Source organism: Rahnella victoriana, from assembly GCF_004330295.1.
Lineage (GTDB): Bacteria > Pseudomonadota > Gammaproteobacteria > Enterobacterales > Enterobacteriaceae > Rahnella > Rahnella victoriana.
The window spans coordinates 78,234-103,081 of sequence record NZ_SJOJ01000020.1 but is presented as its reverse complement, the minus strand read 5'-3'; the positions used below and the strand labels follow the sequence as shown (position 1 = coordinate 103,081).

At 47.7% G+C, this 24,848-nt stretch carries 20 protein-coding genes and 1 pseudogene; all 21 read left to right on the top strand.

The genetic code is table 11. The features are described 5' to 3' along the window. The first annotated feature begins 237 nt into the window (after positions 1 to 237). The gene (locus EYY67_RS24745) at positions 238 to 444 is read left to right on the top strand and encodes a hypothetical protein (protein ID WP_242675609.1); all 207 of its coding nucleotides are present in this window, start codon (positions 238 to 240) and stop codon (positions 442 to 444) included. Positions 445 to 633: 189 nt separating this feature from the next. Continuing rightward, positions 634 to 867, top strand: a complete 234-nt coding sequence (locus tag EYY67_RS24740) for a hypothetical protein (protein WP_242675608.1) — start codon at positions 634 to 636, stop codon at positions 865 to 867. Positions 868 to 1,166: 299 nt separating this feature from the next. Next, positions 1,167 to 1,486, top strand: a pseudogene (locus tag EYY67_RS17250) (type VI secretion system ATPase TssH); the annotation flags it as partial. A gap of 15 nt (positions 1,487 to 1,501) precedes the next feature. Continuing rightward, a complete protein-coding gene (locus EYY67_RS17245; RefSeq protein WP_131693976.1) occupies positions 1,502 to 2,044 on the top strand; it encodes a type IV secretion protein Rhs in 543 nt (180 codons plus the stop codon). Further along, entirely contained in the window at positions 2,038 to 2,472 is a 435-nt protein-coding gene (locus EYY67_RS17240; protein ID WP_341352859.1) for a putative T6SS immunity periplasmic lipoprotein, read from the top strand. The genes EYY67_RS17245 and EYY67_RS17240 overlap by 7 nt, the downstream gene beginning before the upstream one ends. Positions 2,473 to 2,694: 222 nt before the next feature. Continuing rightward, positions 2,695 to 3,159 (top strand): putative T6SS immunity periplasmic lipoprotein, encoded by a 465-nt coding sequence (locus EYY67_RS17235; RefSeq protein ID WP_242675607.1) that lies wholly within the window; start codon positions 2,695 to 2,697, stop codon positions 3,157 to 3,159. A gap of 84 nt (positions 3,160 to 3,243) precedes the next feature. Beyond that, on the top strand, positions 3,244 to 5,754 hold the full coding sequence (locus tag EYY67_RS17230) for a type VI secretion system Vgr family protein (protein WP_131693974.1): 2,511 nt from the start codon (positions 3,244 to 3,246) through the stop codon (positions 5,752 to 5,754). Between the two features lie 12 nt (positions 5,755 to 5,766). Then, entirely contained in the window at positions 5,767 to 7,908 is a 2,142-nt protein-coding gene (locus EYY67_RS17225; RefSeq protein ID WP_131693973.1) for a hypothetical protein, read from the top strand. A 10-nt stretch (positions 7,909 to 7,918) separates the two neighbouring features. Further along, positions 7,919 to 8,905 carry a formylglycine-generating enzyme family protein gene (locus EYY67_RS17220; protein WP_131693972.1) on the top strand — a complete coding sequence of 329 codons (987 nt, stop codon included), beginning with the start codon at positions 7,919 to 7,921 and terminating at the stop codon, positions 8,903 to 8,905. Positions 8,906 to 8,930: 25 nt separating this feature from the next. Next, complete coding sequence (locus tag EYY67_RS17215; RefSeq protein ID WP_131693971.1) at positions 8,931 to 9,911, top strand: formylglycine-generating enzyme family protein; 981 nt, start codon at positions 8,931 to 8,933, stop codon at positions 9,909 to 9,911. A gap of 25 nt (positions 9,912 to 9,936) precedes the next feature. After that, positions 9,937 to 10,917, top strand: coding sequence for a formylglycine-generating enzyme family protein (locus EYY67_RS17210; protein WP_165497973.1), 981 nt, complete (start codon positions 9,937 to 9,939; stop codon positions 10,915 to 10,917). Between the two features lie 115 nt (positions 10,918 to 11,032). Next, on the top strand, positions 11,033 to 11,299 hold the full coding sequence (locus EYY67_RS17205) for a PAAR domain-containing protein (protein WP_072012254.1): 267 nt from the start codon (positions 11,033 to 11,035) through the stop codon (positions 11,297 to 11,299). A gap of 3 nt (positions 11,300 to 11,302) precedes the next feature. Beyond that, positions 11,303 to 12,466, top strand: a complete 1,164-nt coding sequence (locus EYY67_RS17200; RefSeq protein WP_131693969.1) for a type VI secretion protein — start codon at positions 11,303 to 11,305, stop codon at positions 12,464 to 12,466. Beyond that, positions 12,450 to 15,866, top strand: coding sequence for an ImcF-related family protein (locus EYY67_RS17195; RefSeq protein WP_131693968.1), 3,417 nt, complete (start codon positions 12,450 to 12,452; stop codon positions 15,864 to 15,866). The genes EYY67_RS17200 and EYY67_RS17195 overlap by 17 nt, the downstream gene beginning before the upstream one ends. Beyond that, entirely contained in the window at positions 15,866 to 17,470 is a 1,605-nt protein-coding gene (gene tssA, locus EYY67_RS17190; protein ID WP_131693967.1) for a type VI secretion system protein TssA, read from the top strand. The genes EYY67_RS17195 and tssA overlap by 1 nt, the downstream gene beginning before the upstream one ends. A 25-nt stretch (positions 17,471 to 17,495) precedes the next feature. Continuing rightward, on the top strand, positions 17,496 to 20,234 hold the full coding sequence (locus EYY67_RS17185) for a type VI secretion system Vgr family protein (RefSeq protein WP_131693966.1): 2,739 nt from the start codon (positions 17,496 to 17,498) through the stop codon (positions 20,232 to 20,234). After that, positions 20,234 to 22,057, top strand: coding sequence for a phospholipase D-like domain-containing protein (locus tag EYY67_RS17180; protein WP_131693965.1), 1,824 nt, complete (start codon positions 20,234 to 20,236; stop codon positions 22,055 to 22,057). The genes EYY67_RS17185 and EYY67_RS17180 overlap by 1 nt, the downstream gene beginning before the upstream one ends. Next, a complete protein-coding gene (locus EYY67_RS17175) occupies positions 22,057 to 23,340 on the top strand; it encodes an SEL1-like repeat protein (RefSeq protein WP_131693964.1) in 1,284 nt (427 codons plus the stop codon). Before EYY67_RS17180 ends, EYY67_RS17175 begins: the two co-directional genes overlap by 1 nt. Before the next feature lie 65 nt (positions 23,341 to 23,405). Continuing rightward, complete coding sequence (locus EYY67_RS17170; protein WP_131693963.1) at positions 23,406 to 23,795, top strand: hypothetical protein; 390 nt, start codon at positions 23,406 to 23,408, stop codon at positions 23,793 to 23,795. A 28-nt stretch (positions 23,796 to 23,823) separates the two neighbouring features. Further along, on the top strand, positions 23,824 to 24,333 hold the full coding sequence (locus tag EYY67_RS17165; RefSeq protein WP_131693962.1) for a DUF6392 family protein: 510 nt from the start codon (positions 23,824 to 23,826) through the stop codon (positions 24,331 to 24,333). After that, a complete protein-coding gene (locus EYY67_RS17160) occupies positions 24,330 to 24,839 on the top strand; it encodes a DUF6392 family protein (RefSeq protein ID WP_131693961.1) in 510 nt (169 codons plus the stop codon). Before EYY67_RS17165 ends, EYY67_RS17160 begins: the two co-directional genes overlap by 4 nt. Positions 24,840 to 24,848: the final 9 nt, after the last annotated feature.

Genomic DNA, 24,848 nt, shown 5'->3' with positions numbered 1-24,848 from the left:
CTTCTCAGTTATAAATACAGTTAATGGCAAAAGAGATGTTTATTCGGCAAACTTCATCAATTCATATTAATTTAAATATTATTACACTAAAATTTTAAAAGCACAGATGTACAGTAAACATGCTGAAGAAAAGTAATACTGAGACCCTGGATCTCACTAAGTAAAGTATGAATATTTTAAAGTGCGCACGATAATCCAATGTAAGATATCTCAAGACAATAAAAGGGAAAAATCGTTATGGAAGGTGCAAAAGAGATTGCACGCGACATGCTTGATGCTATCAATGTAGATAGCCATGGATTTTGGGGTGCTGTTGCAAAAGGTTTTATCTCCCTGCCAGTAAGCTTTTATTATTTAGGTGTCGACTTCATGGATGCAGAGAATAGAAGCGAAAACTTCGACGATAAAGTAAGAATAACTCGACTCATTAAATCAAAAAAATAAACAAAGATAACATTGAAAAGGCAGTAAATCTGTTCATGGATCATTTCGCCTCTCGAATCGACATTGAAAATGTTCTAAAAAATAGGTGGAAATTCTGTCGGGAAAATTCTTTTTTCTCAATTGACAAGTATTAATTTAGGAGCAGCACTTGCTACTCGTGCAGTAAGTTCAATCATGGCAGGAGCGGGTGTGGGATTGATTCTCTCCGTTGGAGCAGAAGAATCTAGAGCAATCTATACATCAAGATACTTAAGAGAACGGAACCCAAAAATCTACTACAAACTTCAAAAAATGGGCGATTTAGATCTCCTTTACTTCATTTTTGAAGATACAGTAAGACCTTTTGAGAAGGCTTGTGAGATCGATAAAAAAAATCCGGAGCAGTTTAAAAAAGTTTGCGATTACTTTCTGGAAAGGCTATGAACATAAGAAGAATGGCAGTCACTTTCATTTATAAAGTTGCTTGCGCGATAGGTTCAACAATGGTTATTGTTGGAGCGATTCTTTGCGCATGGTTTTTCTTTATTACAGATAGCGAATATAGGTTCTGCTGGGGTGGATGTTCTGTTTTATTAATTATCATTGGGTATTTAATCTACCGATATGCATTCCCCCATATTTATCAAAAATGGGATGATTACTATTAATATCACATAAAATATAAAAATCCGAACTTTAAACAAGACTGGTTGGTATAATATTAAGCTTACGAAAATAGCATTAATCATTTCCAGCTCGCCCGCTTCCAGATACTGATTTATCGTCCGCTGAACGCCGTTGCACTGCGCACCATTGTTGAGATGAAACTGGCACAAGTCGCGAAACGTCTGAACAAGCACTATGGCCTGACCTGCTCCATCGAAGAAAGTCTGTACGACACGCTGGTCGCCGCCTGCCGGATACCGGTGCGCGCAAATCGACAGCCTGCTCAATCAGCAGATCCTGCCGGTGCTGAGCCAGCAACTGTTGCAACGCTTGGCAGCGCACCACGGCACTGGGCTGGGATGAGGAAGAAGGGATCACACTGGAATTTGATGATTGATAAAGGAGATTTCAGATGGCAGATGAATCAGACAAAATATTAAAAGAAGGCGGGATCCGCTTGCTGACTCCCGGAGAAATCGCGCTGGCGAAAACGGTGTTTGGATCCTCCATCGATTACGGCACCGTGTGGATCCATAAAGACAGTTATCTGCCATTCAATTTGCAGAATGAAGATACAGCAATGACCCCAAACGGGGAGATCTATTTCCGTAATCAACATAGAGATGATTTTTCTAAATCAACAGATAACTTGCAACATTTGTTTATCCATGAAATGAGTCATGTCTGGCAACGAACAAAAGGAATGAATGTTATTGGTAGGGGATTAGTAAGTTGGCTGGTCAGCTACCGCTATACACTGGATGGTCGTCTCTTAAGCGAATACCCTATGGAGCAGCAAGCTCAGATAATTGCAGATAATTTCATACTCCAAACTTATGGCTATAGTTCATGGAGCCAGTTATGGGGCTGGGAGATAGTTTCTTTAGACGGGGACACGTCGGAAATTGTGATAAAGGATCTGTATAGAAACGCACTAAGGGGGTTCCCATGGTGAAGAGAATGAAAATGTATCTTTGGCTCTGTTTATGCCTCCTTATGCTCACAGGGTGTCCATGGGGAGGGATGAAATATTACCCATCCGAAACGGCAAAAACTTATGCAAGCGATGATTCTATATGTTTTCACATAGCTGATGAAAAAGATTACCAACCTGTTTTTATCGCTATTAATCTAAGAAATACGCCTCCGAAGGATCGTAAATTCACGAAAAGCCCAAAGCTGAATATAGTTAACGGAAAATTCTGTATTCCTCCGTCATTTTATGAATTTCCAGTTAACTCCTTGGACCCTTTTATTATCCAAGTAGTTCTTCGCTCTCAAAATAAAAATAATCACCCAAGGAATTTTGTAATAGGATTTGAGATGCATGACAAAATGCCCTATGACGTACCTTTAACAAAGCGCGAATACGATGAACTATGAAATGAGCTAACTGATCTGTTACAGGTACACAAATACAGAACTCCTGTTAAGCGATTATCCCCTGTAGAAACAGGCGCAGATTATTGCGGATAATTTCTCGCTGCAGGCCATTGGGTATCGCAAATGGCTCACCCTGAGGAATGACGGCGATGTCACTCTTGATGGCGATATCACTGAGTCCGCAGTGTAACTAAAGTTTAAAGAAGCGCTGAGGGGATTCCCATGGTAATAACAAAAAATATCAGCGGTCTGCGACCCGCACTTCTGTCTCTGACCTGCTTACTGGCACTCACTGGGTGCCCGGGTTCAGGAGATCGACTCACGCCTGACGAAGAAGCCACTGTCATTATGATGGCGGATAATGTGTGTTTTGAAGTTCAGGATGCCGGAGATTACCAGCCAGCGGATATCGCGATCAATCCCAGGGGTACACCTTACAAAGAGCAGAACATCATATTGGCCCCTGCTCTCAGAGTGACAGATGGGAAGCTGTGTGTCCCCCCCTCTTTTTACACCTTCCCCGATCAAGGGGAGTTCATCGTTGAATATGTTTTAACCTCGCCTCAGCATCCGGATAAGACCAGAAAAATGGTGGCGGGTTTAGGGATTTCACAGCGGCATATTCACAGCATTTCGCTTACAGATAGGGAAATTCTGAGACCGTACAGTGAAACGGGTAAACCGTAAAACGAGGCGGCCACTGCAATTTTGCTGTCATTGCTGATGATCAGTAATGTGACACAAAAATGGTTAATACCACGGAGCAAAGCTATGAGCATGACTGACACGTTGTACAACGCTGCGTCAGCAGTCGCGGGTTCACTGAACCGGTACCGTCTTGATATTCCCTCCTGCTCTTCATCACTGGATGTGGAAGACTTCAATGGTAATGAGAGACTCAGTAAGACGTACCAATACGACATCTTGTTCACCAGTGCAGATAAAAATCTGGATGCAACCCAGTTCGTGCTCAAATCCGCCAGCCTGACCATGGGAACCGGATCGCTGCAAGGCTTGGTTGATCAGAAAGTTGTTCACGGCGTGGTTACCGATTTTAGCCGGATTTCAAGCTCAGCCGACGAGACAAAATACCGGTTAACGCTGGAACCTTCTCTCGCCCTGTTGGATAAACAGTTCCGCACGCACCGTTTCTTCGTCAATAAATCCGTGCAGGATGTCGTGACGCAAATCCTGGAAGAACATGGTTTTAAGGACTGGGAATATGAGTTTGCACTGAAACAGACTTACCCAAAACGCGAACAGATAAACCAGTACAAGGAGAGTGATCTGGCATTTATCCAACGCCTGCTTTCCGAAGTCGGGATCTTCTATTTCTTCAGCCTGCAGGCCGATACGCAAACTGAAGTCGTGCATTTTGCCGATAGGCAAAGCGCCTACGCGTTTGGTAAGACCCTCCCGCTGAGCCACCCGTCCGGTATGAGTGACAGCGGCGTTGAGTCGGTATGGGACCTCAATGTACTGCACAACGTGGTTGAGGCCAGCGTCACCGCCAAAGACTACAACTACCGTGAAGCGCAGAAAGTTTTGCAATCGGCCAAAGCCGATGTGACGCGCGGTGACGGTGACGGCGTGACCTATGGTGAAGTCTATCACTACAAGCCCCGGAATCTGGATACCGGGGCTAAAAGCGACCCGGCGGCAGAAACCGCCAACTTTCACGCCCGCCTTGACCACGAGCGATTCTTGTCAAAGCAGGCGCGTATCATAGGCATGGCGAACGATGCCCACCTCAGCCCCGGCCAGATTTTAACGATCACCGAGCTCGCGCTTGTGCCGACATTGCCCGCCGCCGCGGCAAATGGCGTGGTGATTACGGGCATCAATGTCAGTGCCAGCCGGAAAGATGCATTCGTCGCACAGTGGATAGCTATTCCCTTTAGCGAAACCCTGTGCTGGCGCCCTGCTCTTAAGCCGCGCCCAAAAGTCAGCGGCACGATGATGGCACGCGTCACCAGCGCGAAAACCAACGATATCTACGCCTGGCAGGATGCGTCCGGTTTATACCGTGTTAAATTCGATGCTGACCAGGATGATAAAGTGCAAGGTCAGGAAAGCATGCCTGTTCGTCTTGCCAAACCTTATGGCGGCGATGTGTACGGTATCCACTTCCCACTGATTCAGGGTACCGAAGTGGCGATCGCGTTTCATGACGGTGATCCCGACCGCCCTTATATCGCCCATGCCCTGCACGACTCGCGCCATGTCGATCATGTGACAGAAGCCAATAATACCCGCAACGTTATCCGTACCCCGGCAAATAATAAGCTGCGTATGGAAGATAAACGCGGCGAAGAGCATATAAAACTCAGTACGGAATACGGCGGCAAAACCCAGCTGAACCTTGGGCATAACGTCGATGCAAACAAAACACAACGCGGTGAAGGGTTTGAGCTGAGAACCGATAAATGGGGGGCGATACGCGGCGGGAAGGGTTTATTTATTAGTGCAGACCAGGCCGGTGTCAGCGTTCCGATGCTGGATATGGCCGCTGCCATTGCACAACTTGAAAATGCCCTGTCGCTGGCGAAGAGTATGTCTCAGGCAGCCGAAATTGCCACTGCAACCCCCTCAGATACTGATTCACAAGAGATGCTGACCACGTCGCTCAGCAACCTGGTTCAGCCCGGTATTTTACTCAATGCACCACAAGGTATCAGTATAAGTAGCCCGAAAGCGGTACGACTGGCATCAGGAAGTGAAAGCGTGGGCATTATGTCGCAGCAAAATACAGATATCAGCGCGATGAAAAACTTCACTGTCGCTGCAGGTGAAAAGGTCAGCCTGTTTGCCGCCAAACAGGGCATGAAAATGTTTGCAGCTAAAGGGAAAGTGGAAATACAGGCGCAGGACGACAACCTTGAAGCACTGGCAAAAAAAGATGTTCAACTGACCAGTGCGGAAGGAAAAGTCACCGTTACGGCCTCTTCCGAACTCGTTCTAACCTGCGCCGGTGCGTATATCAAAATCAGCGGCGGAAATATTGAACTGGGTGCTCCGGGAAATATTCTGCTCAAGGCTGCAAACGTACAAAAATTAGGGGCCGCAAGTTTACATTCACAACCGGTTGAGTTTCCCAAAGGCTTCAATGAGTTCTTTGTGATTAAAGATGAAAAAACCGGTAAGCCCCGCCCGGACTATCTGTATAAATTAATCACCGCCGAAGGCGAAGAGATACAGGGCAGAACGGATGCTGAAGGGAAGACAACAACAGTATACGGCGCAACACCGGGCAGCATAAAGCTCTACACGGAAGATGACTAACAGGGAGTTGACATGACTGATTCAAACAAACCCATTGCCGAAGCTCAGACCAAAGCACAGGGAACAGGCACAGACGCACACATCAAGTCCAAAGATAAAGGCGTCATCTATTTCGAGCTTTCGACCGGTTACTATTACGTCGTTGATGGTGAAACAGCCACTTCAATTGAAGATGAAAACAACCGCCTTCAGGGACTCGTTGAGAAACAAATAAGTGCAGCAAAAGCCTTCGCCGATATTCAGGGACAATGCCTGACTGCACCAAAAGATCCGGCACTTAGTTCGAAATACAGCCAGCTTGAACAGACTCTATTTGATGCAAATAAAAATCTGAAAAGTGGCCTGAACTTCCTTGAACCCATGCAGGCTTCTGACGATACTGAAGATAAACCTCATTCACTGAGTGAGATTGGCAATAACACTGAGAAATTAATCGAAGTATTGCCCATCCGTAAATCAGGCGGCAAAGGGAAGGTTATTTATGTTCGCCCTAGTCTGAACAGTAAAAGATGGGAACCTTACATTCCGGAACAGGCAGAAAGCGGCAAAGGCAGCTTTATCAAAAATGGAAAAATTGATAAAGAAGAACTGCATAATCAGCTTAAAGACGTCAGCATTAAAATCAAAAAAGACTGGGATATTGTCGATCCTGCCGACCACACTGGCTCATTATTCGCCTGGTCGGATAAATGGAACAAAGCAGCTAAAGCACAGTTGCATGATGAGAAAGATCAATCGGGATCTGATCATTTCGATGCTTCCGCCGGTGCTCAACTTTTAAGATATACCGCCGGTGTCGGTGCTAATCTGGAATTTGACCCTGTCAATATGGAGGCTCAAGCTAAAGTCAGTGGCAGTGCTGAATTCGCCATCTGGGAAGGCAAAGCGAACTTTAAAGTGATGTTCCCCCACCGTTTAGGCTGGTTACCTTCAGTGCCAAAGCGTGGCGGTGGTGAATGTGTACTGGGATATTTTCGACTGGATCTGGAAGTAGTCGCCACCAGTAGTGTGGGTGCATCCTTAACTGCGGAATTAGGCATAACAATAAATAAAAAACCCGATGGGGACGAGACAGCCGGTATAAGAGGCAGTGGTTCAGACTACCAACCCACTCCGCCACCTGGCGAAAGAAAAATCAGTTTAACCAAAGTTACTGAAAAGTCAGAAGTCAAAGGCGGTATTCGTGCTTTTGCCGGCGTCGAAGCAAAAGGCGAGGTGTCAGGTGCTATTATGTGGAAAGAGCCTGAAACGATGTCCTCGACAAAAGAAGAGGATTATAAAGCGATTGCTAAGATCAGTGAAAGCGTATCGTACCTAAATGGTGCAGGTTTTGAAGCGACGTTCGAAATTAAGTTATCAGATGGAAAACTTTATATCGCCTGCCATGCTGGATTATGTTGGGGTGTAGGTGCAAGCGGTGGCATTGATTTTGAAGTAGATGCTGGATTGCTGTTTGATTTTCTAAAATATGTTTATTATCTATTACGAGATGCAGACTATCAGAAATTAGCAATAATAATTTCCCCATTAGCATTTGACTTTATCGTGAAGTTAAATTCACTAGTAATCCTTGGAAGTATCAATCAAACTAAAATTATTTATCAAACCATATCAAGTTTAGATGATGCTTTGGACAGTTACTTAGATGACAAACAAAAAAGATTTGAATTTATCGAAAAAATAACTACAAATAATGATATCGCTCGTTATTCTACACCTGAAGTTAAAGGTAACATGCTTGCGATTTTAACAGAGGGAGATTTTGTGGATGCGTTGGCGGATATGTGGGGCGGGAATAGGGTTAAATTGAAGCAAGGTGTTATGAATATCTTACGTTGGGTACAATCTAAATCTGAGTATGAAAATGTTCTCCAGCATTGTTCACTTAGTTTAGGCAAAAAAAAGTATCCCGATTGGAAGGTTAAGCAAAAACAATTGGCAATACAAATGTACTTTGGAGATAGTTCCGTAGTAATTTCAGGAAAATTAACGTTGATCAGCGATGGTTTTGGTGAAGCTTTTGAAGCTTTATTTTCTTCATTGAGTGATCTTCCTATGGCAGGATTTCCTTTTATCGCCAATGATACAAGAGATTATATTTTAATAAAGGATTCCATTAACAAAATCTACTATCCTAACCAAGCTATAGTTTAAATAAGGAGTTATGATGATTTCATATAAAAAAAATTTATTATTATTTTTAATCATGTTATTAATCAATGGCTGCGATCAGCGAGAAGATACTCTAAAAAACACAATGAGTAATATGGTCTTTGTCAAAGGCGGCACTTTCGAAATGGGCGATTTCTGTTTGGAAAAATATGGTGCACGCTGTGCTATTTCAAAAAATAATGCAAGTATACCAATACATTCCGTTACTTTAGATAGTTTTTATATGGGTAAGTATAAAATTACTTATAAAGAGTATGACTTGTATTCAAGCGAGAGCGGACTACCTAAACTAAAAATCGCAGAAGGTTTTCTTAAACGATACCCTAAATTAAGAAATGACGAATTTCCAGCGACGGCCAACTGGCAGTTAAGTAAAGATTACTGCCAGTGGCTTGCAAACAAAAGTGGATTACCTTTTGATTTGCCAACAGAAGCACAGTGGGAATATGCAGCGAGAAATCGTGGACTGGATATTCAATATGGAACAAAAGATGGGCATTTCACCCAAGGTGTGACTGTTCCCACCTATGCTCAGATTAAACAATATGCAGGTTTTTCAGCTGGGCTGTATCCAGTGGGCAAATTTCCGCCAAACCCTCTGGGGTTATATGATATGGCAGGGAATGGACAGGAATGGATGCGAGATTGGTTCAGTAGTAATTATTACCAGCAAAGCCCTAGCCATAATCCAATTGGCCCTGATAGCGGTACTGAAAAATCACTCAGAGGTTTTCCTGCTGGGGATAGTCTTCAGGACGACGCGACGCCTACTGCCACAACAATGTTTAGAACAGGCAAAGAACCACTCTTAAAAAGAGTCTCTTTAGATATTCTTGAAAAATCAAACGGTGAACCAGAAAAATTGCTTTCTTTAGATCCTGAAACTAACCCTCAGAAGATTGCTTTTAGAGGTTTTGTCCCAACTATCACTTTCCGCTGCGTAATTAACACCCAATCCTTACCAGAAAAATATCGCTAACTATTAATGCGAAGGAATACGTCTCATGCCCTACAGAAAAATAATAATAATCCCCCTGAGTTTATTTCTTATTGCTGGTTGTGAACAGAAAGAGCAATTCCTCAAAGAAACCATAAAGAATATGATATTTATCCAGGGAGGCACCTTTGAAATGGGTGATATTTGCCTTAAAAAATATGGGCAACCTTGTACCTTTGCCAACGAAAATGCGAGCTTTCCAGTTCATACTGTCACACTTGATGGATTCTATATTTCAAAATACAAAGTAACGTATAAAAATTATGATTTTTATACAAAAACCAGAAACCTCCCCATGTTGAAAATTGATGAAGATTGGTTGGAGAAATATCCTAAACTGCGCGGCGAAAATTTCCCAGCTACAGCAAACTGGCAGTTAAGCGCAGACTATTGTCATTGGCTTGCAAAAGAGTCGGGATTACCATTTGATTTACCAACTGAAGCGCAATGGGAATATGCTGCGCGAAATAGAGGCAAAGATGTCCATTACGGGACAAATGATGGTCATTTCATCTTAGGAGTAAATGTCCCCTCGTACGAACAACAAAAAAAATACACTGGATTTGCACAAGGCTTATACCCGGTAGGTCAATTCCCGGCAAATCAGCTTGGTTTGTATGATATGGCTGGTGATGGACAGGAGTGGATGCGGGACTGGTATAGTCAGAATTATTATCAGCACAGCCCTGTAAAAAATCCAGTTGGTCCAGTTGAAGGTTCGATGAAATCATTAAGAGGCATGCCAATTGCTGACAGCAAATCAGATGATGCAACTCCAACAGCAACTACGATGTTTAGAACGGGAAGAGAACCGCTTATGAAAGATAACCCGCCTGGGTTATGGGACAAATATCACGGTAATTTCGACAAAGCAATTGCTGCAGATAAAGAAACTGACCCGTATAAAATCGCTGAACGAGGCTTCTATCCTGATGTGACTTTCCGCTGCGTAATTAACGCCCAATCCTTACCAGAAAAATATCGCTAACAATTAATGCGAAGGAATGCGTCTCATGCCCTACAGAAAAATAATAATAATCCCCCTGAGTTTATTTCTTATTGCTGGTTGTGAACAGAAAGAGCCAAACCCCAAAGACATCATAAAGAATATGGCATTTATCCAGGGAGGCACCTTTGAAATGGGTGATATTTGCCTTAAAAAATATGGGCAACCTTGTACCTTTGCCAATGAAGGTGCCAGTTTTTCTGTACACACAGTCACCGTAGATAGTTTTTACATAGCGAAATATAAAGTCACCTACAAAGACTATGACCTCTATACAAGTAATAAAGACTTAGCCAGCTTAAAAATAGATAAAAGTTTACTGAAGTTATATCCAAAACTCAGAAATAGTAATAATCCAGCGACAGCAAACTGGCAACTGAGCAAAGATTATTGCAAATGGCTTGGTGAGAAAACGGGATTACCATTCGATTTACCGACTGAAGCACAGTGGGAATATGCAGCCCGCAATCGTGGCCAGGATGTTCATTATGGAACTAATGATGGTCATTTTAAGGTAGGTATTAACGCCCCTTCTTACCAGCAGCAAAAAAACTTTTCTGGTTTAGGAGCAGGACTTCTACCAGTTGGCCAATATCCCGCTTCCCCATTAGGGCTATTTGATATGGGGACTAATGGTCAGGAATGGATGCGTGACTGGTACAATAAAACCTATTATCAGCATAGTGAACAAAACAATCCAACCGGACCTACAGACGGTACAGAAAAGTCGCTCAGGGGAATGCCTGCAGAAGACAGTCGCTCAGATGATGCTGCGCCGACAGCAACGACAATGTTTAGAATGGGCAAAGAACCACTTTTAAAGGATTTTCCTCCAGACCTGTGGGATAAATATAATGGGGACTTTGAGAAAGCAGCAGCTGCCGATACAGAAAATGACCCTTATAAGATTGCTAAACGTGGTTTCTCCCCTGGAGAAACTTTCCGATGCGTAATTAACGCCCAATCCTTACCAGAAAAGTATCGCTAACAATTAATGCGAAGGAGTGGCCTTATACAATGCAGAGAATTACAAATAAATAAATCGCATTGATTCATCACCTCCCTATATCAATATTATCAAACATCAAATAAAAGGAATTCTCATGCCAAAAGGCTTCGTATTACTCGGCGATAAAACCACACACGGTGGTTCTGTTATTTCAGCCTCTTCAACCATGATTGTAAACGGAAAACCTGTCGCGTTAATCGGTGACAAAGTGAGTTGCCCTGTCCCCTTCCACGGTGTTAACCCCATTGTCGAAGGTTCACCCGAATGGACGTCAGACGGTAAAGCCATTGTAGTGGATGGCTGCAAATGCCTTTGCGGTTGTCAGGTCATCTCCGGTGCACCGGATTGCGCAATAGGATAAGTCATGGGCTGGGAACGTCAAAAACCCTTTACGACTGAACAACCCTCACCTCCCTCTTCCGGTGGCTGGTTAACCAGTGGTGTGCTGGCGGTAATTGCCGGTGTGTTGTTATTTGTTTTACATGCATCAGGAACATTCAGTGCACTGAAAGCCATAAATATCTGGTTATTCGCGCTGATACCCATAGTGCTCTGGATACTGACTTTCAGTACCTGTGGTTATCTTTATGGCCGCGAAATGGAGCGTTTCCAGTTCTTCCAGCGTGAGGCTGAACACGCTCAGCAACAATGGACCGCATGGGCCGAACGTTATATCTCGCTCTCAGCAAGTTGCGTAATGCTGCCGGACAGAATTTCAGCGGCATTATTAAAGCAAAACCTCAGAGGGTTACCACAGCAGCAAGGGCTGGTTCGCCACATTGATTATTTGAAAGATAACAAGTCGGTCATTAATACGTTGCTGGAAGGTATTCAGAGTGCCCTGCGGATACTCCCCCCTGAGTTAGCACTTCAGGTCACGGTCTTAACTGATGAACCTGAATCAGGCAGGCAGAAATTATTCGCACTGTTTGATGAGTGCTGGCAGACCCGTGCGCCTGAAAACCTTCGTCCTGCATCGCTGAATATCACCGATCAGCTTTCATTCCGTTCACTTGATGAAAGGCTCGGACAACCGGAATCTACAGTCCAGTTGATTTTGGTGATACAGATGCACGGGAATACTCATTATTCCGACGGTATGGCCGCATTGTTGTTCACCAGTGATGATGTCGCGCAAAAACATGCTTTACCTCACATCGTGCGCGTACTGCGGCCTATGCCACTGGATGTGGGTAATCTCAACAAAGAGCTGACATTACTTCTTACAACACAAACACAGGCCTGCCAGACACTCAGCGTCCTTGCCGACCATCAAAAATGGACTCAGTCTTCAGCCGCACTTATCACCATCGGAAATGCGCTGGGTACTCGATGGGAGGCCGAAAATATTCTGACTATCGAAACATATTGCGGCATTCAGGGGCCATTCTCCCCATGGTTTACCCTCGCGCTGGGGGCTGATTTTGTTCATATCGGACAACAATCTTGGTTAGCGTTATCCACAACAGGAGCAGAAAATTTTGTTTACACCATCGCATCAGGGAGTGGGGATGAGCGTATTAAGTAGGCTCTGGCGTTTTGGGGGCCTGACGGTTCTGCTATTGGCTTTGCTTAGCCTCATTGGATGGGCTATATGGCATCACGGTGATTTCTTCGGCCTCGATACCACGGGCAAAAAAGCCGGAGCCTTCCTTATGATCTGCGTACTGGGTGCAGCGCTGCGTTTTGGCCCTGCACTGCTGCGACTGGTGCGACAACTCATGCATCGCGAAGAAGAAAAGCAGCAGAACATACTGCCGGGAAGCGAAGAGCGCCTGGTACAAACTGCGCCACGCCACGTCACGGTAACAGAACTGCGCGAAGCCCTGCGCCAGACCTACGGCCGTTTCTGGCCACGCAAAGTCCGCATTCTGCTGCTCACCGGCAGCGCTGCCGACGTTGAGCGTCTGACGCCCGGTCTGACATCGCAATACTGGCAGGAAGATAGCGGTACCCTGTTGTTGTGGGGGGGAGATTTGGGCGCACAGGCCGACAACGCGTGGCTTAACGCATTGCGCAATCTGCGCCGTCGCCCGCTGGATGGCGTGATTTGGGTGACATCTGCACTGGCGCAACATACCGCGAACGGTCAGTTGCAGACTCAGACACCTCTCACTGCCGACATGATGGACAGCGCCGCGAAGGCCTTTACCGTTCGGTTTGACCTGCTGGGATGGCGGCTGCCGCTCTATGTATGGTCGCTGCATCCGGCAGACGATGATAATAAAGATCGCATTACGCAACCCGTCGGCTGCCTGCTGCCTGCTGCCTGCAAACCCGATGAACTGCGAACACAACTTACCGCGCTGGTGCCAATGTTGATCGAACAAGGTACGCAGCAAATCAGCGTCAGCACACAGAGTTTGTTCCTGTTGCAACTTGCTGACCAACTGGCACATAAACCGGACTTTATTGCTGAACCTCTGGCCGCCTTACTAAGTCCTTACCGCCCTTCTCCCCTTGCTGGCATCATGTTCAGCCCGGTGTCGGTGAATGCTCAGCGCACCGTCAAACATCGCTGGGGTAAGGATAATCGCTGGGATGTTCTGCTTAATTCGCTGCCGTCATTACCCGCAGGGTTGTCGGCCAAGAAACTCGGGTTTGCCTGGGGCAAAACGTTCGGCGCAATTGCCGCAGGTGTGATGGTGTTATGGGGTGCAGGAATGGTCATGTCCTTCCTGGTTAACCGCCAGACAATAAATACCAGCGAAGCACAGGTGAAACAGGCTGCGGATGTGAAGCAAGTGCTTCCCGTGCGACTCAAAGCCCAACGCGAACTGCAAAATACGCTCGGTAAGCTTCAGTATCGCCAGCAGCATGCCCCGTGGTACAGCCGTTTTGGACTGAATCAGACTGACCCTTTGCTGACTGCACTTTGGCCTCAGTATGCCGCCAGTGCAATGCCACTGTTGCGTGACGCGGCCGCTCAGCACCTGGAAGACCGTCTCACCACCTTCGCAGGGCTTCCTCCGGGCGATCCGCATCGGGATGCAATGGTAAAGCCCGCTTACGATCAGCTAAAACTCTATCTGATGCTATCACGTCCTGAGAAAATGGACGCCACCTGGTTTAGCAGAACACTGCTGAGTGACTGGTCACAGCGTAAAGATGTGCCCGATGGTGTATGGCAGGGGGAGGGGCCTGTGCTGTTGGATTTTTATGCCCGTAACCTTTCCCGCCATCCTGAATGGCAGCTTTCTGTTGACGAAAATCTGGTCAGTCAGGTTCGAACGTTACTCGTCCGCCTGATGGGTGCACGTAATAGTGAATCTTCGTTGTATCAGAAGATGCTTCGTCAGGTCGCACACCAGTATGCAGATATGACCCTGTCCGATATGACGGGTGATACCGATACTGACAGGATTTTTACCACCGATGCCGTGGTGCCTGGCATGTTCACCCGGAAAGCCTGGGATGAGTCTGTCAAACCGGCGATTGAGAAAGTGGTTAACGGCCGGCGTGAAGAAATGGACTGGGTGCTGAGTGATAACAAAACTGCAGTGTTGCAGCAGGACTCACCGGAAGCGTTGCAAGCACGCCTGAAAGAACGTTATTTCGCAGACTTCTCCTCAAGTTGGCTGGAATTTTTAAACAGCCTGCACTGGCAACAGGCACAAACCCTGTCAGATGCTATCGATCAACTGACCCTGATGGCGGACGTACGTCAGTCGCCGCTGGTGGCGCTGATGAATACCCTGAGCATACAAGGTAAAACCGGTCAGAGCGGAGAAGCGCTCTCTGACTCGCTGGTGAAATCTGCCAAAAATCTTTTAAACCGCGAAGAACAACCGGCGATTGACCAGCAAACCGGTGCCCGTGGTCCGCTGGATGCGACATTTGGTCCGGTACTGGCACTGATGGACAACAAAAGCAGTGGGCAAAGTAATACCAGCCTCAGTCTGCAGACTTTCCTGACACGGGTTACACAGGTGCGTCTGAAACTCCAGCAGGTTGTCAATGCCGCCGATCCGCAGGCTATGACCCAAACACTCGCTCAAACGGTATTTCAGGGCAAAGCGGTGGATCTGACTGAAACCCGTGATTACGGCAGTCTGGTGGCGGCGAGTCTGGGTCAGGAATGGAGCGGATTCGGGCAGACAATTTTTGTTCAGCCGATGGAACAGGCATGGCAGCAGGTGCTGGCTCCTGCCGCCGAGAGCCTGAATGTGCAATGGCAGACGGCGATTGTCGATGACTGGAACAGCGCATTCGGTGGCCGTTATCCGTTAAAAAATACCAGCAGCGAAGTGTCACTGCCGCTGATGGCCCGCTATCTCAACAGCGACAGCGGTCGCATCGCCCGTTTCCTGCAAACTCGTCTGAACGGCGTTCTGCATAAAGAAGGCAGTCACTGGGTACCTGACAGTATCAATGCGCAAGGACTGACCTTCAGCCCGCAATTCCTCAAAGCCATGGATACCCTGAGTTACCTCTCTGATGTGGTTTTCACCAACGGAGAAGCGGGCATGCATTTTGAGCTGCGTCCGGGCACGGCTAAAGATGTCATGCAAACAGATCTGGTGATCGACAGCCAGAAGCTCAGCTATTACAACCAGCTGCCGACATGGAAACGCTTCACCTGGCCTAATGATACCGAAGCGCCGGGCGCCAGCCTGAGCTGGATCAGTACTCAGGCGGGGACACGCCAGTTTGCCGATTTGCCGGGAGCCTGGGGGCTGATACGTCTGCTCGATAAAGCCTCTGTTACGCCATATCAGGGCGTGAGCAGCAGCTTTAACATCACCTGGAAAGCACCGGACAGCAGACTGCTGAATTACACCCTGCGCACCGAAGCGGGTGAAGGCCCTCTGGCTTTACTGAGACTGCGTGATTTCACCCTCCCCGCGCAAATTTTCCAGATTCAGGCCGTACCGCTTGTACCTGCAGAAAAACCTTTTGATCCTGACGCTATCGCTGAGGAGCCGTAATGGCCACATTAAACACACTGCAGAACGCGTGTTCTGCAGAACCTGCGTCTCTGCTGGAACAGGCACAACAGCAAGCCTCGCTTTGGGATAACTGGCTACAGCCGGTTACGCAGGACATGCCTGCCGGAGAAGACCCCGGCTATGACGACAACTTCCAGCAAATGCGCGAAGAGGTTAACAAACTCTCCGGCGCGGATACGTCCCTGACCTGTGAATTGGCCGAGAACCTGCTCATCGGGCACTGTAAGGATGTCCGGGTTGCCACCTATTACATCTGGGCGCGCCTGCATCGCGACGGTGAAACCGGTCTGGCCGACGGTCTTTCTTTGCTGGCCGGGCTAATTACACGCTTTGGTGAAACCCTGCATCCGTTGCGGTCTACCAGCCGGAAAGCCGCGCTGGAGTGGCTGGCAGCCTCACGTGTCCTGGACAGTCTGTCGCTGTTCCCGGAAGTGGACAAGAATGATTTTTCACGCATCGTCGGTGCACTGTCGCTCATCGAACAGGGATTAAATTCATGGGAACCCGCCACCCGTCCGCAGTTTGGAGTGCTTTATGGTGCGCTGGAAAACAGGCTTGCGCAGTCCGGTGGCTTTGATGCGGTTATCCCGCAAAACAGCAGCGCTGCATCAACCGGCCACACGTCAAACACGTCTGCTGATTCCCCGACACTTAAACCGGTGACTTCAGGACGCGACCTGCTCGACCAGGCAAAACTGCTGGCGAAATACCTGCGTGATCAACCCTCCGGCTGGCTATCCGGTCATCATCTGATTAAAAGCATCCGGCTGGATACCCTGCATGAATTACCTCCGCTGGCTGCCGACGGGCGGACGCGCTTGTCGCCGCCGAAACCCGAACACCGCGCCCTGCTCAAGCGACTTTATCTGCAGCAGAGCTGGCTGGAGCTGCTGGAGCAAACCGACAGTCTGTTTGCTCTGGGGGTAAATCATCTCTGGCTGGATCTGCAATGGTACATCCATCAGGCGCTTGCCAAAGCGGGCGCACCCTATGAAACCTGGGCTGATATCATTAAGCAGGATCTGAACGGATTACTCACTCGTTTACCCGGTCTTGAAGGGCTGGCATTTGATGATGGCACACCCTTCGCCGATGAGGTCACGCTCAACTGGATTAACCAGCAGGTGATGACGTCAACCGGCAACTGGGGCAATGAACCTTCTGCATCAGCAACGACGGCGGGTGATGACGATATCCTGCAGCTGGAACCCGAAGCGCTGGCGCAGGCTGACAGTGGCGGCGTGGAAGCGGCACTCAACTGGTTGCAAAACCGTCCCGGTACCCGTACGCCGCGCCATCAATGGCTTTTGCGCCTGCTCATGGCGCGCGTTGCCGAACAATACGGCAAAAATGACATGGCGCTGCACCTGCTGGGTGAACTGGACGGCAACGGCTCGACACTCACTCTCACGCAGTGGGAGCCGGAACTGTTGTTTGAAGTGAAAGCCCGACGCCTGAAACTGCTGCGCATGAAAGCCAGCCGCGCAGACACTGATAAATCCCGCCTGCACGTTGAAATGGAACATCTGCTCGCCGGACTTATCGCCCTCGACCCGGCACGTGCTGCAGTGCTGTGTGGCTAACAGAATATAAGGAGATACCCGCATCATGGATATTGCACAAGACCTGCTGTCGCTCTCGAAAACAACCCTGAACCGGTATCACCTGACTGTACCTTCCTGTCAGGCCGTGCTGGATATGGAGAGTTTCACCGGCAACGAAGGCATGAGCCAGCTTTATCGCTACACCCTCACCTTTACCAGTACGGAAAAAGATATCGACCCACGTCAGCTACTCCGCCAGCCCGCGACGTTCACCATGGGCACCGGTCCGCTGGAAAGTCTGTCTGCACAAAAAATCGTCCATGGTGTGATCACGGATTTTCGCCGGATAGCAGGCTCAGCGGATCAGGTGCAATATCAGGTCACGCTCGAGCCCTTTCTGGCACTGCTCGCTAATCAGTTTCGTACGCACCGCTTCTTTGTGAACAAATCCGTCCCAGACGTGGTTGAACAGGTGCTGACCGAACACGGTCTCAAAGGCTGGGAATATGTGTTTTCGCTGAAACAGACCTATCCGAAACGTGAACAGATTAACCAGTATCAGGAAAGTGATCTGGCCTTTATCGAGCGCCTGCTTTCTGAACTGGGAATATTTTATTTCTTCTCCCTGCAACCCGATGTGCAGACCGAAGTTATCCACTTTGCTGATAAACAAAGTGCTTATCAGTTCGGGAAAAACCTGCCGCTGAATAGCCCGTCCGGGATGAGCGACAGCGGTGCGGATTCTGTCTGGGGGGTAAATATTCAGCACAGCGTGGTGCAGGCTGGCGTCACCAGCAAAGATTATAACCATCGTCAGGCGCAGCAGGTTTTACAGTCCGCCCGGGCAGACATGACGCGTGGAGCGGGTGAAGGCATCACCTATGGCGAGGTGTATCACTATAAACCGCGCCATCCGGAAACGGGCGGCAAAACCGACCCGGCGGCTGAAACTGCCAACTTTATGGCGCGCCTCGACCACGAACGCTTTTTATCACAACAAACGACCCTTTCCTTTTTCAGTAACGATGCCACGCTGCTACCCGCGCAGGTGCTGACGATTACCGGCAGTGCGATCCCCTCAACGCTGCCGGAGTTACTGCAATCCCCTGTGGTGTTAATTCACACCCACTTCAGCGGCAGCCGCCAGGATGCCCTGAAAGTCCGGCTGATGGCAGTACCTTACAGTGAAACGTTGTGCTGGCGCCCTGCTCTGCTGCCGCGTCCCGTGGTCACCGGCACCCTCATGGCGCGCGTCACCAGCGCCAAAGCCAATGATATCTACGCCTGGCAGGATACATCCGGGCTCTACCGGGTCAGATTCGATGCAGATCAGGATGATAAAGCGCAGGGTCAGGAAAGTATGCCGGTGCGCTTCGCCAAACCTTACGGCGGCGACGAGTACGGTATCCACTTCCCGCTGATACAGGGGACGGAAGTGGCGATTGCCTTCCACGACGGCGATCCGGATCGTCCCTATATTGCACACGCCCTGCATGACTCACGCCATACCGATCACGTCACGGAGGAAAACAACTCCCGTAACATCATCCGCACCCCGGCTAACAATAAGCTGCGGATGGAGGACAAACGCGGCGAAGAACATATCAAGCTCAGCACGGAGTACGGCAGCAAGACACAGCTCAACCTGGGGCATAACGTGGACGCGGCCCGTGGGCAACGTGGTGAAGGTTTTGAACTGCGCACCGATGAATGGGGCGCAATACGCGCCGGGAAAGGTATTTTCATCAGCGCCGATGAACAGCCAGCCGCCAGCGGCAAGCAGCTTGAGATGGATGACGCGATTGCGCAACTTGAACAGGCACTGACGCTGGCACGCAGTCTGGCGAAGGTGGCGGAAATCGCCAAAGCCACGCCGGGTGACACCGGCAGCCAGAAAGCGCTGAATGCTTCACTGGAAAAACTGAAAGCTGCGGGCATCCTGATGTCTGCGCCGCAGGGCATGGGTATCGTCAGCCCGAAAGCGGTGCGCGTGGCCTCCGGCAGTCAGAGCGTCGGCGTGATGTCCGGCAGCAATACCGACATCAGCAGCGGTAAATCCTTCACCGTCGCGGCAGGTGAAAGCGTCAGTTTGTTTGCTCAAAAAGCAGGCATGAAGCTTTTCGCCGGGAAAGGGAAAGTCGACATTCAGGCTCAGGGTGACGAATTATCGGCGCTGGCCAAAAACGACATCACCGTGACCAGCACGGAAAGCACCGTCACGATCACCGCCGCCAAAGAACTGATCCTGACCTGCGGGGGCGGTTACATCAAACTCAGTGACGGCAATATCGAAATCGCCGATCCGCAAAACATTCTGTTTAAGTCGACCAACTGGCAGAAGATGGGACCGGCGAGTTTGAATAAACTCTTTCCTCGCTTTCCGACTGCTGACACTGAAATGCTATCAGATAATGAAGAGGCCGAAATTCCTCCTCAGGCGTTGCGACTCAACGTACCCCAGGCACCTAATGCCATGGATACCAGCTGGGCAGGCATGCCGTACAAGTTGTATGCCGATGGAGCAGAAGTGAAAAAAGGGGTGCTGGACAAAAGTGGAAAGGTGGACATTGAGCACAAGCCAGAAACCCAAAATTACCGGCTGGAAATGGCGAACGGCATTAACTATCAGATCCCGGTAGTGAGTGCTTATCGCAATCAGGAACAAGGCGAACTGGCGAACCGGGGTTTTCATCATCATACCTCGCAGCCCGCCGCTGATATAAACGCCCCAGCCTCACACACTGAGCACCGCAATCTTTATAAAGAACTCCTGGATGGCGCCAGTGATAAGGAAGAGTACTGATGAGTCAAAATGATATTGTTTCTCCCCTTTCTGTTGTTGATACCAATCAGTGCACTGTCATTCCGCCGTGGTTTGTGGAAGGCACTGAATATCCTCCTGCGCTCGCGACCTATAAACCCCTGGTTAATGGTGAAGAAGCTTTCCGCGCAGTGCATGAAGCTATCGCCAATGCGAAGAAGAGCGTTGATATTATCTGCTGGGGTTTTCAACCCTCCATGTACTTTATTCGGGATGCTCAGGCACCCTGCATTGGTGAGTTACTCATCAATTTGGCGCAAGAGAACAAAGTTCAGGTTCGCATTTTAGGCTGGGAGATGTTTTTAAATGCAACAGGCCTCGGCGGAGAGGCCAATTTACCTGGGTATGGCCTTATCAATTTAAAAAATCGGGCCGGGCAAACTTCTTCAGATGACCAATATGCTTATGACAAAAAGTGGTTCTCGAAACACTTGTACTCAGGCGGGATGGCTGCTCAGGCACTTCGTTCTGGTAAAAAAAATTCTGAGGATTCGTTTCCAATATTCGTCGGCCGCGGATTTGATGCCAATGAGCGCGCCGAAATCGCATTTCGGGCTTCCCGACAGGCTCTCGATACAAGTGTCAGCAGGGGCACAGTTTTCGCATTAACAATGGCCGCAACACATCACCAAAAGACCGTGCTGGTTGACTATGAATTACCGGAACATGCTGTCGGTTTTGTCATGGGTCATAACATGCTTGATGAATACTGGGATACTGATGAACATTCGTCTAAGCACCGCCCTTCCGCCCAGGACCACTGGGGACCCAACGAAGGGCCGCGCGGGTTTCTGCCCCGACAGGATATTTCCAGTCAGGTGACAGGTCCTATCCTGGAGCACCTGCATGAAAACTTCGCCACAGCTTGGTGTAAAGAGACCGGGGAAAATTTAACAAAGCAACGCAATGCCAAAGAAGTGGCTAATAAACTTAAGCCGCGAACTGGTTTTGGCACGCCACTGATGGCTCAACTCCTTCGCACTCAGGCGCAGGACGGGAAACGAGATATCGAAAAGCTTTACCTGAAGACAGTTAATAACGCGACACAGTTTATCTACATCGAAAACCAGTACTTTCGTTGGCCGCCGCTGGCTGAAGCGATTAAAAGCAACATCCAGGCCCAAAAGGATGCAGGCCGAATTCCCGAAAAAGATGGGTATTTATATGTATTTGTGATTACCAATGTGACAGATGAAGGCATCGGGCAGGGAACCGTCAACACACAACGTATGCTCGAATGCCTCGGACGGGCAGATACCATCCCTAATGTGACAAAAGAAATGCAGGTTGAGGGGGTTAATGACCCGCGCCCGGCTTATTATGATCCGCGAGACCCGGCAGCGCAGGCAAAATTTGACGAATTTGAAAAAGAAATTCAAAAAATAAGAGACAGTGAAATTTTGCAGGTCATCATCCCCAACCTGAAAGTGCATATCTGTTCTCTTGTCGCCCCTGATTCACCAGGGGCTAACTGGATGCCAGTCTATGTACACTCCAAGCTCATGATCATTAACGATGTATTTACAACCCATGGTTCCGCCAATATCAACACCCGTAGTATGCAGGTTGATAGCGAAATGAATATTGCCCATGACTGGGCCAGCGTGACCAAAGCCTTACGACAACGGTTGTGGAAAATCCATACGAATGGAATAGGGATGCAGGACGATCCTGCTGATGCGTTCGATGCTTGGGCGAAACTTTTAGGTGAAAATGAAGCTGTCCAAGATAAAGCAAGACAATCTCCCAAAGCCTCATTGATAAAATTCCTTTACGACAAGCCAACTCTTAAGGACCAAGACTGATGCGTCGATTGTTATTATTAAGCTGCCTGCTGCTAGCCAGTTGCGACGAAAACACTACCCCAATTTCTGTTAACAAGGATGTTTCAATGAACCATTTAAACGACATTGATGCCAATCTAGCCTTTACCTGCAAACACGAAATCATTCCCGAAGCTTCTGCTGATATTGAAATATTATTCAAATATGCCCGCTGGTTGCAAAAAAATAATCTGTTGAAACAAGACAAAACTGTAGATGCTGAAACTGAACGTTTGTACCGTATCGCTGCTGAAAGTGGTCATTACAAAGCAAATATTAACCTGCAAAATGGCGCAATTCGCGGACAGTTTGCACTCAATGCGGCTGAACGCTTACGACTCAGTCAACAACTGTTAGATGCTAAAGTAGCCAGTGGTTACTACTTTATGGCCATATACTTGCAACATGGTGCCGCTGGTTTGGAGGAGAATCAAGAAATGGCTTTGCGTTACTACCGTAGAGCGGCTGATGAGGGTAATCCTGAGGCACAGGCATATGTAGGTAAACAACTTGCTCCAGAAAAAATGGCTCCAGAAATTGCTAGACAAATGCGTAGATGTGCAGCAGAGCAAGGTAATGGTTTGGCAGCACAAGCACTAGGAATCGATCTTAAAATTGATGGGTTATATCCAGATGCGCTTAGTGCATTTCAACTTGGTATCGCAGCAGGAGATGAAACATCTGCAAGTTGGTTAAGCGATGCATTCCTCGGACCACAATCAACTAATACGCTTGGCTATATGGGACAAACAAAAGACATGGAGCGTTCCCACCGTTATAAAGCAATCTGGAAAATACTATCCGACTACTCCTACGCCAGCCCTACCGTCCCGGAAATCAACGATATCGTCCCTCTCCCACCGGCACCGCTGCCTGCCTGGGATGGCAAGCTAAAATGGCTGGAAGATCGCAAAGCGAATATTCCGCCGGCCAAACCCAGCGAAGCCCTGATAGAAAAGCTGGCGAAAGACAAACAGCTCAACCCGGAAACTGGCAGGCCACTGCCAACTTCACCGGATTTTGATAAAAGTGCCTCTGTAAATCTGCTGTGTAAAACCGGTGAACCTTGCCCGAAAAGCGGTTACTGGCAGATTGCCTGGCTGCCGCGTGAAGGACTTAGCCAGAACGCCATCATCGCGTTCAGAGAGGGCGACATTATGCCCACCGACCGGGTAGAGTTTTATCGCTCACGCCCCTGGCCGCTCAGCGACAAACTGTTCCATCAGGACCAGCACGTTGACTGGCGCTTTGTGGGTGAAGTGTAATCTCACACAGTAATCAGCGGTTCAGAGCAGTAAAAAACCACGGATGAATAACAGGGATGAACATAATGACTCCACGCATTAAAAGGTACGGGTATCCACGACTGTCCCATCTGGTAATACTTTCCTGCCTGTTAATGACCGCCTGCGATCAGAGCAGCATTCAGAACACCGTGAGTAAAGAACCTGCTCTGAATCCGCTTTCCGACATCAATGCTAATTTGGCCTTTACCTGCAGGCACGAAGTTATCCCGGAATCCTCTGCCGATACCAATATATTGTTTAAATACGCCCGTTGGTTGCAGAAAAATAATCTGCTGAAACAAGACAAAACTGTAGATGCTGAAACTGAACATTTATATCGCATTGCAGCTGAAAATGGTCATTTTAAAGCAAATATTAACTTGCAGAATGGTTCGATTCGTGGGCAGTTTTCTCTCTCAGCAGATGTTACATGAACTAAATCGACAAGTGGGATTATATTAAATGAATATTGATGTTGAAAAGCTAATCAAACATTTGAATAAACCTTATATGGAAATTTATAATAAAGAGTTAATTCCTTACAAAACAGAACCATATGGCTCTATTAGTGATGATGAAGCAAGTTTAGATATGAAAAGAGAAGGGATGTTTTTGTCTTTTATCAATAATGAAGAAAAAATACTTAAGGCTGTTACGTTAAGATTAGAGGTTGGAGGCAAGACTGACTGGTTATTTCCGAACCCAATGCCGTTTGGTTTAAAGCCTGTTATGACTCAGCAGTGGGTACGAGAGCGTTTTGGGTTGCCCATGATTTATGTTAGTTCTCAAGTAGTAATGAGATTTTATATCGGTATAAAAGAATTTTATCCACTTCCTGCTCCCAATCAGAAAATAGTGGCTTCGTTTACCTATGATAAAAATATCTTTGTTGAAAACGTTACTTTTTACCCATTAGAGCGGGCTAAAGAGATTCAAGCCGCATTAGAGAGAAAACGGTTGTCTGGAAAGTGAATATTAATGTTGAAGCGCTGGTAAAGAAATTAGGCAGCCCCTATCAGGAAATTTATGAAAATGGCTTAATCCCCTATAAAACAAAACCATATGGGGCTATCGATGATGATGTTGCTAGATTAGATATGAAACGTGAAGGCATATATTTAGCCTTTATTAATAACGCTGTAAAAAATCTTACTGAAGTGACGATAACATTGGAGGATGAAGGAAAAACCGACTGGCATTTCCCCCATCCAATGCCATTTGGTCTGGAACCAGTGATTACACAGCAATGGGTGCGAGGGCGCTTTGGTTTGCCAATGATTTATGTAGATGCGAAAACTGTTATGACTATTTATAGGGGAGTAAAAGAGTTTTATTCGTTACCGACCCCTAATCAATATATAGTTGCCTCATTTACTTATAATAAATTTTTAATTGTATCGGATATAACTTTCCTCCCGATAAAGAGAGCCAAAGAAATTCAGACTGCATTAGAGAAGAAACGATTGTCTGGCAAATGAATATTGATA